Source organism: Dactylosporangium sp. NPDC051087 (assembly GCF_055586325.1).
On record NZ_JBVJIJ010000011.1, the window covers coordinates 1 to 7,672 of the forward strand.

The following is a 7,672-nucleotide window of genomic DNA, read 5'->3' on the forward strand; positions in this document are numbered from 1 at the left end:
GCAACTCCCCAGTATCCGGTGTGCCCTCGTTGTCGCTGTTGAACACAACGTTAGGCACTCTCGGGAAGCATTGAATCCCCGAAACGTGCCACCGCCCAGCGCAGTGCCAGGTAGGCGACAGTCCCGAACCACGGCGCCGCCGCCGTCCGTGTCCCCGGGCAGCTGGGGCCATCGTTCGAACCCGATGTCCCCGGTGTCATCAACCCCTTGACGACGCCGGGTGCCGAGCCCGGAACATAGAGCAGGACGGGCCCGGGGCAGGCGCTCCGGGCCCGCCGCATTACGCTGACGGCCGTGATCGGGCCCTTGGCAGTCGCCGTCTCCGTGCTGTCGCTCGCCCTCGCGGCCTGGGCGTTCGTGGAGTTCTTCCGGCACCGCGAGCCGACCCGCCCGCTCATGCTGGGGCTCGGCGTCATCACGGTCCTCGTCCTGGTGCAGGTGGTCGCGCTCGGCGTCGGGCTCGCCCGCGGGCACGGCCCGGAGGACGGCGGCGAGGTCGTCACCCTGGTGGGGTACATGCTGACGGCGCTGCTCCTGCCGCCGGCCGGCGCCGTCCTCGCCCGGATGGAGCCGACCCGCTGGGGTTCCCTGCTCATCGGCAGCGCCGCCGTCATCGTGCCGGTGCTCATCCTGCGACTGGGACAGATCTGGAATGGCTGAACACATCAACCGGGGTCCCGGCCGGGTCCTCGTCGCGATCTACGGCGTGTTCGCCCTGGCCGCGACCGCCCGGGCGGGCGTGCAGATCGCGACGAAGTTCGGCGACGCGCCCCTCGCGTACTCGCTGTCGGCGCTCGCCGCGGCCGTCTACATCGTCGCGACCGTCGCCCTGGCCCGGGACGCGCGCCGGGTCGCGCTCGCCGCGTGCGGGTTCGAGCTGCTCGGCGTCCTCGTCGTCGGCACGCTGAGCATCCTGGACGGCGAGGCGTTCCCGGACGCGACCGTCTGGTCCGACTACGGGCAGGGCTACGGCTACGTCCCTCTGGTCCTGCCGGTCGTCGGCCTCTGGTGGCTGCTGCGCGGCCGCCGGACCGCGTGAGCGGCACGGGGTCACGCAGGCGGCACGGGCTCATCTGAAGTCGCGGGACGCCGAGCGGATCGGCAGGCTCAGCACCGCGAGGTGGTCGGCGCGCAGGTTGAGCACCCCCTCGACCTTCTCCAGGATCCCGCGGACGATCATGGCGTTCGCCGTCCGGGCGACCCGCCGGTGCCGCTGCCACAGTCCCGGCGTGCAGGTGACGTTGAGCATCCCGGTCTCGTCCTCCAGGTTGATGAAGGTGACGCCACCCGCGGTCGCCGGGCGCTGCCGGTGGGTGACGATCCCGCCGACGCAGACCCGGCGGCCGTGCTCGACGGTGTGCAGGCGCTCCACGGACAGGGCGCCGATCCGGTCGAGGTACTCGCGGGCGAACTGCGCCGGGTGCGCGTCCGGGGCCAGCCCCGTCGCCCAGACGTCGGCGACCATGCGTTCCACGGCGTCCATCCCGGGCAGCATCGGCGCCTCCAGGCCGCCGGTCGTGCCGGGCAGCCGTCCCGCGGTCTCGCGCGCCGCCGCGCCCGCCGCCCACAGCGCCTCCCGCCGGGCGAGCCCGAGCGAGGCGAAGGCGTCCGCGGTCGCGAGGGCCTCCAGGTGGGCGGTGGTGAGACCGGCCCTTCTGGCGAGGTCGCTCATCGAGGTGTACAGGCCGTGCCCGGCCCGCTCCTGCTCGACCCGTTCGGCGACGGCGGTGCCGAGGGACCGGACCGCGGACAGCCCGAGCCGCACGACCGGCCCGCCCCGCCCCCACCCCCGCGGGCCGCTGCCGGGCACCTCCCCCGCGACGGGGTCCTCCAGCGTCGCCCGGGCGTCGCTGAGGTTGACGTCGGGGCGGCGGACGGTGACGCCGTGCCGGCGGGCGTCGTCGACGAGCGACTGCGGTGAGTAGAACCCCATCGGCTGCGCGTTGAGCAGCGCCGCGCAGAACGCCGCCGGGTGGTAGCGCTTCAGCCAGGCGCTCGCGTACACGAGATAGGCGAAGCTCATCGCGTGGCTCTCCGGGAAACCGTAGTTGGCGAACGCGGACAGCTTCTCGAACAGCTCCTCGGCGAGCGGTCCGGAGATGCCGTTGGCCGCCATGCCGTCGTACAGCCGCTGCCGGATGCGGCCCATGCGCTCCATCGACCGTTTCGACCCCATGGCGCGGCGCAGTTCGTCGGACTCGGCGGGGCTGAACCCGGCGACGTCGATCGCCATCTGCATCAGCTGTTCCTGGAAGAGCGGCACGCCGAGGGTCTTCTCCAGCGACGGTTCCAGCAGCGGATGCGGATAGGTCACCTCCTCCAGTCCGTTCTTGCGGCGGATGTACGGGTGGACGGAACCACCTTGGATCGGGCCGGGACGGATCAGCGCGACCTCGACGACCAGGTCGTAGAACACGCGGGGTTTCAGCCGCGGCAGGGTGGCCATCTGCGCGCGGCTCTCCACCTGGAACACGCCGACGGAATCGGCGCGGCACAGCATGTCGTAGACCTCGGAATCGTCCAGCGGCATGGTGGAGATGTCGAGCTCGCCGCCGATCATCTCGAACGCGTAGCGCAGCGCCGACAGCATGCCGAGGCCGAGCAGGTCGAACTTGACGAGCCCGACGGACGCGCAGTCGTCCTTGTCCCATTGCAGGACGGTGCGGTCGGCCATTCTCGCGTGCTCGACGGGGCACACCTCGATCACCGGCCGGTCGCAGATGACCATGCCGCCGGAATGGATGCCGAGGTGCCGGGGAAACGTCTGCAGTTCGTTGGCGAAGTCGAGGACCTGCCGGGGGATGTCGTCGACGTCGGCGGCCGTCACGTCGCCCCACCGTTCGACCTGTTTGCTCCACGCGTCCTGCTGTCCCGGCGAGTGCCCGAACGCTTTCGCCATGTCCCGGACCGCGGATTTCGGCCGGTACGAGATGACGTTCGCGACCTGCGCGGTGTACCGCCGGCCGTACTTGCCGTAGACGTGCTGGATGACCTTCTCGCGCTGATCGGACTCGATGTCGATGTCGATGTCGGGCGGCCCGTCGCGTTCCGGGGACAGGAACCGCTCGAACAACAGCCCCCATTTGACGGCGTCGACGTTGGTGATGCCGAGCGCGAAGCAGACCGCCGAGTTCGCCGCGGAGCCGCGCCCCTGGCAGTAGATGTTGTTGTTCCTGCAGAACGTGACGATGTCGTGCACGACGAGGAAGTAGCCGGGGAAGTTGAGCTCCTCGATGAGCGCCAGCTCGTGTTCCAGCTGCGCGTGCGCCTTGGCGTTGCCGCGGTACCGGTCGGCGGCGCCCCGCATCGTCAGGTGCCGCAGCCAGTCCATCTCCGACATGCCGGGCTCCGGCACCGGGTGGTCCGGCAGCCGCGGCGCGACGAGCTGCAGGTCGAACGCGAGCTCCTCGCCGAACGCGGCGGACCTGGCGACCGCGCCGGGCCAGGCCGCGAACCGGGCCGTCATCTCCGCGCCGCCGCGCAGGTGGGCGGTGCCGGCGGCGGGCAGCCAGCCGTCGATGTCGTCGAGGCTGCGCCGGGCCCGGACGGCGGCGAGCGCGGTCGCCAGCCGTTTCCGGCCCGGGGTCGCGTAGTGCACGTTGTTCGTCGCGACCGTCGGCAGCCCCCGCGCCCGGGCCAGGTCGTCGAGGGCGTCGTTGCGTTCGTCGTCGAACGGGCCGCCGTGCGAGGTCAGCTCCACCGCCACCGACCCGGTGCCGAACAGGGCGGTCAGGCGGTCCAGCTCCCTGCCCGCCGCCTCCGGGCCGTGTTCGAGCAGCGCCGCCTGGACGTGTCCCTTCCGGCACCCGGTCAGGATCAGCGCGTGGTCCTCGAGCGCCGCCGCGGCCTCCTCCAGGTCGTAGACCGGGCGGCCCTTCTCGCCGCCGCGGAGGTGGGCCTCGCTGATGACGGTGGACAGCCGCGCGTACCCCTCCGCGCCTCTGGCGAGGACGAGCAGGTGCCGGCCGTGCGGGTCGGGTTCGCCGTTCTGCGGGCCGGGCAGCCCGAGCGACAGCTCCGCGCCGAACACGGTCCGGATGTCGAGCTCCCTGGCCGCCTCGGCGAAGCGGACCACGCCGTAGAAGCCGTCGTGGTCGGTGATCGCGACCGCGGACAGGCCGAGCCGGGCGGCGGCCTCGGCGAGCTCCTCGGGATGGCTGGCGCCGTCGAGGAAGCTGAAGTTCGTGTGGCAGTGCAGCTCGGCGTACGGCACCGCGTCGGCGGGCCGCTCCAGCGGCGGCGGCGTGTACGCGTCGCGTTTGCGCGTCCAGGCCGGGGCGTCCCCGCCGTCGCCGTCCGCCGACAGGACGTCGGGGTGGTAGTCGCCCGCCGGCGGCTCCCAGCTCTTGCCGCTGAGCCGCCGTTCGAACTCCCGCCACGGGATGTCGGGGTTGCTGAATCCCATCAGTCGTACAGCCCTTCCACGTGCCAGGTCCCGTCCTCGAGGACCGCCAGGATCGCCCGCTCGTCGGCGAGCTGGAGCTGGAAGCGGGCCCGGCGGCGGGCGCCCTCCTCGTCCCACCAGCGTTCGTCGACCGGCCACGGCCCGCCCCACGCGACCACGCCGACGGGCTGCTCGTCGCCGATCCGTACCGTGGCCGGCGCGCCGCTGAGCTCCAGCCGCCCGCTGACCCGCACCACCCGCCCCTCGCCGTCGGCGACGACGGCGGGCAGCGGCACCGGGTACACGGTCGCCGGCGAGGGCGACGGCAGCCCACCCGGCCACGGCGCGTCCGTGCCCCGCGCGACCCGTTCGTCGCCGAACGCGACGAGCCGGATCCGGCTGCTGTCGGCGCGCCCGCCGTCGAGGACCGCGGTGAGGACCGCGTCGGGGCCGAGCAGCCCCTGGACGCGGGTGAGCGCGCGGTGGGCGCGGTCGCGTTCCTCGCCGGCCTCGCCCCACAGCCCCGGCTGGAGCCCGAGGTGCTCGACGACGCCTTCGGGGACGAGCCGCAGCCGCAGGATCCCGCCCGTCGGCCCGTCCTTGCGTTTCAGCCATCCGTCCAGCTGCCAGCGGAGCCGGTCGGCGATGGCGTTGACGCTCAGCAGCCCGTCGTGCCGCCAGACCCGCAGCAGCTCCTGCCCGGTGACGGTGGTCGCCTCGATCCCGAGCCGCGTGCACGCCAGGCCGTGACCCTCGAGCCGCTCGTGGAGCCGCTCCGCGAGGGCCCGGGCCGCGAACGCGGCGGCGTCGACCCGCTCGACCGGCTCGTCGAACGTCTCCGTCACGTCGAGATCCACCGGCGGCCGCCGCGGCGCGAGCGGCCGCTCGTCCCGCCCCCCGGCGAGCCGGTGCGCGAGCGCCGCGTCGAACCCGAACCGTGCGAGCACGTCCGGCGCGGGCAGCGCCGCGAACTCCTGCAGCGTGTGGATCCCGAGCCGCCGGAGCAGGTCGGCGAGCGCCGGCCGCCCCAGCGCCGTGACGCTCAGGTCCGCCAGGAACGCCGCCGTCCCCCCCGCCGGCACCAGCACCCCGGCCCGCGCCGCGAGCCCCGCCGCGAACGTCCCCTCCGCCGCCCCGACCTGTGCCTCCACGTCGCACCGCTGCGCGATCTGCTCGACGAGCCGCTCCGCCGCCGCGGCCTCACCGCCGTAGAACCGGGCGGGCCCCCTGGCGGCGAGCGCGCACGCCCCCGGCCGCAGCGTCTCCACCCCCGGCGCGACCTCCTCGACCGCCATGAGCACCGGCTCGAACGCCCGCGTGTCCCTCCCCGGGTCGTGCTCGAGGACGATCAGGTGCGGGCACCGCCCCTGCGCCTCCCGCTTCCGCAGCCCCCGCCGCACCCCTTCGACCCGCGCCGCCGGCGACGTCGCGAGGACCCGGTTCGCGTGCATCACCGCCACCGGCTGATCCGCCGGATACCCGTCCACGATCTCCGCCGCCACCACCGGCCAGTCCGGGCACCAGACCACCATCGTCCGCAGCACCGCTCAGCCGACCCTTCGCAGCGCGGGAGCCGCCCTGCGCGGCATCTTCGCATCGCGTACCGGTGGCAGCGGCCCCTCCAGCGCGGGCAGCCAGAGCGTCACCTCGCGGGCGGCGCTCGCCGCTCCCCGGCCACGGGCCTGGATCGTCAGCTCCCGGCACCGCAGGCGCCCCCGCCCTTCCCCGAGCCCGCCCCAGCTCTGCCGTACCGGCGACACCGTCACGTCCGCGCCCGCCCACACCCCCGCCGGCATGAGCACGCTGCCCCGCTGCCGGGCCCGCGCCGCCAGCCGCCCGGCCGCCGCCGGCGCGACCGTGCCCGGCACCGCCGCCACCACGATGTCCACCCCGTCGAGCAACGCCGCGACGATGCCCGCCCACTCGGCCCCTGGGTCGGGCACCAGCGCCAGCCGCTCGAGCGCGATCCCCATCTCGGCCGCCGCCACCGGACTCAACGCCGGCATCCCCACCACCGCGCACCACGACCCTGCCCTGCTCGCCGCCGCCAGCAACGCCAGCAGCACCGACGACGTCTGCACCGCGATCGTCGCCCCCCGCCGCAGCCCACCCCCCGGCAGCAACGCCCCCAGCCCCGCGAGCACCGGCAGGACCTTCCCCACCCCGACCCCGGCCTCGGCGGTGTGCTCACTGGCCGGCCGCACCATCCCTGCACCGACCAGCCCCGCCAGCCCCCGGGCGCGCTCCCAGCTCTCGCGCGGGACCCGTGGACCGGTGGCGGGGGTGGAGGTGGGGACGGCCTGGAGGGCGCGGCGGAGGGCAGGGACGGTCACGCCGGCGGCCCCGGACACAGCGTCGTCGTCGACGTGTGTGTCAGAGGACCCGGCGGCCGCCGAAGCCGACATGCCAGCCACGGCACCTGCTCCCCCACTGTTGTGCTGTTCTCCCGCCACGCCCGGACCGCCGACTCCGACGACCACACGCGGCGCTGTCCTGCCGTCCTGTCCTGCCGTCCTGTCCTGCTGTTCTGTCCTGCTGTTCTGTCCTGCCACGGGGACCGAGGCCCGACCGCTCCTCCCCGCCGTGTGCCTCGCCGTGCTGCCCCCGCCCGGTGCGGGGCCCGCGATGCCTTCGTCCGATGCCGGCCTCCGGGGGTCCGCCCCCGCTCGGAGCGAGGCGGACCCCCTCAGAGGCGGCGGAACGGCGGGGCTGACGTCGTGGATGGTGGCCGGCCCGGATGCCCCGCACCGCCGACCCGGCAGAGCCACCGGCACGATCCGGCCCGGCCACCGTCCTCCACGTCAGCCGTCACGCTCGCTCCCCACGACAAACCCCGCCCCGACATCGCCCCCTGCCAAGCCGGCCGTCACGTCCCAGCCCCCGGCACTGACCGCCCGGTCACGAACCGGCCCGTCCCCAGCCCGGACCAGACCAACCGTCACGTCCCGGACCTGCACGGCCCGACCGGCACTTCCCAGACCCAGCACGTCCCGGCCGTCATGTCCCAGCCCCGGCGCTGACCGGCCCGTCACGATCCCGCTCGTCCCCAGCCCAGCCGGACCGGACCAGCCCGACCGTCACGGCCCAGGCCCAGCACGTTCCTGCCCGTCATGTCCCGACCCGACCCCGGCCGTCACGTCCCGGCCCATCACATCCCGGTCCATCACGTCCCAGCCCGGCACTGACCGACCCAGCACGTCCGGGCCCAGCACGTCCGGGCCCAGCACGTCCGGGCCCAGCACGTCCGGGCCCAGCACGTCCGGGCCCAGCACGTCCGGGCCCAGACGT

General features: G+C 74.4%; 6 protein-coding genes. 2 read left to right on the forward strand and 4 right to left on the reverse strand.

The features are described 5' to 3' along the window. Window positions 1–294 precede the first annotated feature (294 nt). Together ACZ6TV_RS21485 and ACZ6TV_RS21490 are read left to right on the forward strand one after the other, a co-directional pair. Window positions 295–660 (forward strand): hypothetical protein, encoded by a 366-nt coding sequence (locus ACZ6TV_RS21485; RefSeq protein WP_465298983.1) that lies wholly within the window; start codon window positions 295–297, stop codon window positions 658–660. Next, window positions 653–1,039, forward strand: a complete 387-nt coding sequence (locus tag ACZ6TV_RS21490; RefSeq protein WP_465298984.1) for a hypothetical protein — start codon at window positions 653–655, stop codon at window positions 1,037–1,039. Before ACZ6TV_RS21485 ends, ACZ6TV_RS21490 begins: the two co-directional genes overlap by 8 nt. Window positions 1,040–1,069: 30 nt before the next feature. Here ACZ6TV_RS21490 and ACZ6TV_RS21495 read toward each other — a convergent pair whose 3' ends face one another. The 4 genes from ACZ6TV_RS21495 to ACZ6TV_RS21510 all read right to left on the reverse strand — a co-directional run. Next, window positions 1,070–4,405 (reverse strand): error-prone DNA polymerase, encoded by a 3,336-nt coding sequence (locus tag ACZ6TV_RS21495; RefSeq protein ID WP_465298985.1) that lies wholly within the window; start codon window positions 4,403–4,405, stop codon window positions 1,070–1,072. After that, a complete protein-coding gene (locus ACZ6TV_RS21500; protein WP_465299275.1) occupies window positions 4,405–5,916 on the reverse strand; it encodes a DNA polymerase Y family protein in 1,512 nt (503 codons plus the stop codon). The genes ACZ6TV_RS21495 and ACZ6TV_RS21500 overlap by 1 nt, the downstream gene beginning before the upstream one ends. A 15-nt stretch (window positions 5,917–5,931) precedes the next feature. After that, the gene (locus ACZ6TV_RS21505) at window positions 5,932–6,591 is read right to left on the reverse strand and encodes a hypothetical protein (RefSeq protein WP_465299276.1); all 660 of its coding nucleotides are present in this window, start codon (window positions 6,589–6,591) and stop codon (window positions 5,932–5,934) included. Window positions 6,592–7,461: 870 nt separating this feature from the next. After that, on the reverse strand, window positions 7,462–7,672 hold a 211-nt coding region (locus tag ACZ6TV_RS21510; RefSeq protein ID WP_465298986.1), incomplete at its 5' end, for a hypothetical protein.

Coding starts and splice junctions, on each gene's coding strand:
- ACZ6TV_RS21505 (WP_465299276.1), bottom strand. CDS start 6,591: ATGGTGCGGCCGGCCAGTGAGCACACCGCCGAGGCCGGGGTCGGGGTG.
- ACZ6TV_RS21490 (WP_465298984.1), top strand. CDS start 653: ATGGCTGAACACATCAACCGGGGTCCCGGCCGGGTCCTCGTCGCGATC.
- ACZ6TV_RS21495 (WP_465298985.1), bottom strand. CDS start 4,405: ATGGGATTCAGCAACCCCGACATCCCGTGGCGGGAGTTCGAACGGCGG.
- ACZ6TV_RS21500 (WP_465299275.1), bottom strand. CDS start 5,916: ATGGTGGTCTGGTGCCCGGACTGGCCGGTGGTGGCGGCGGAGATCGTG.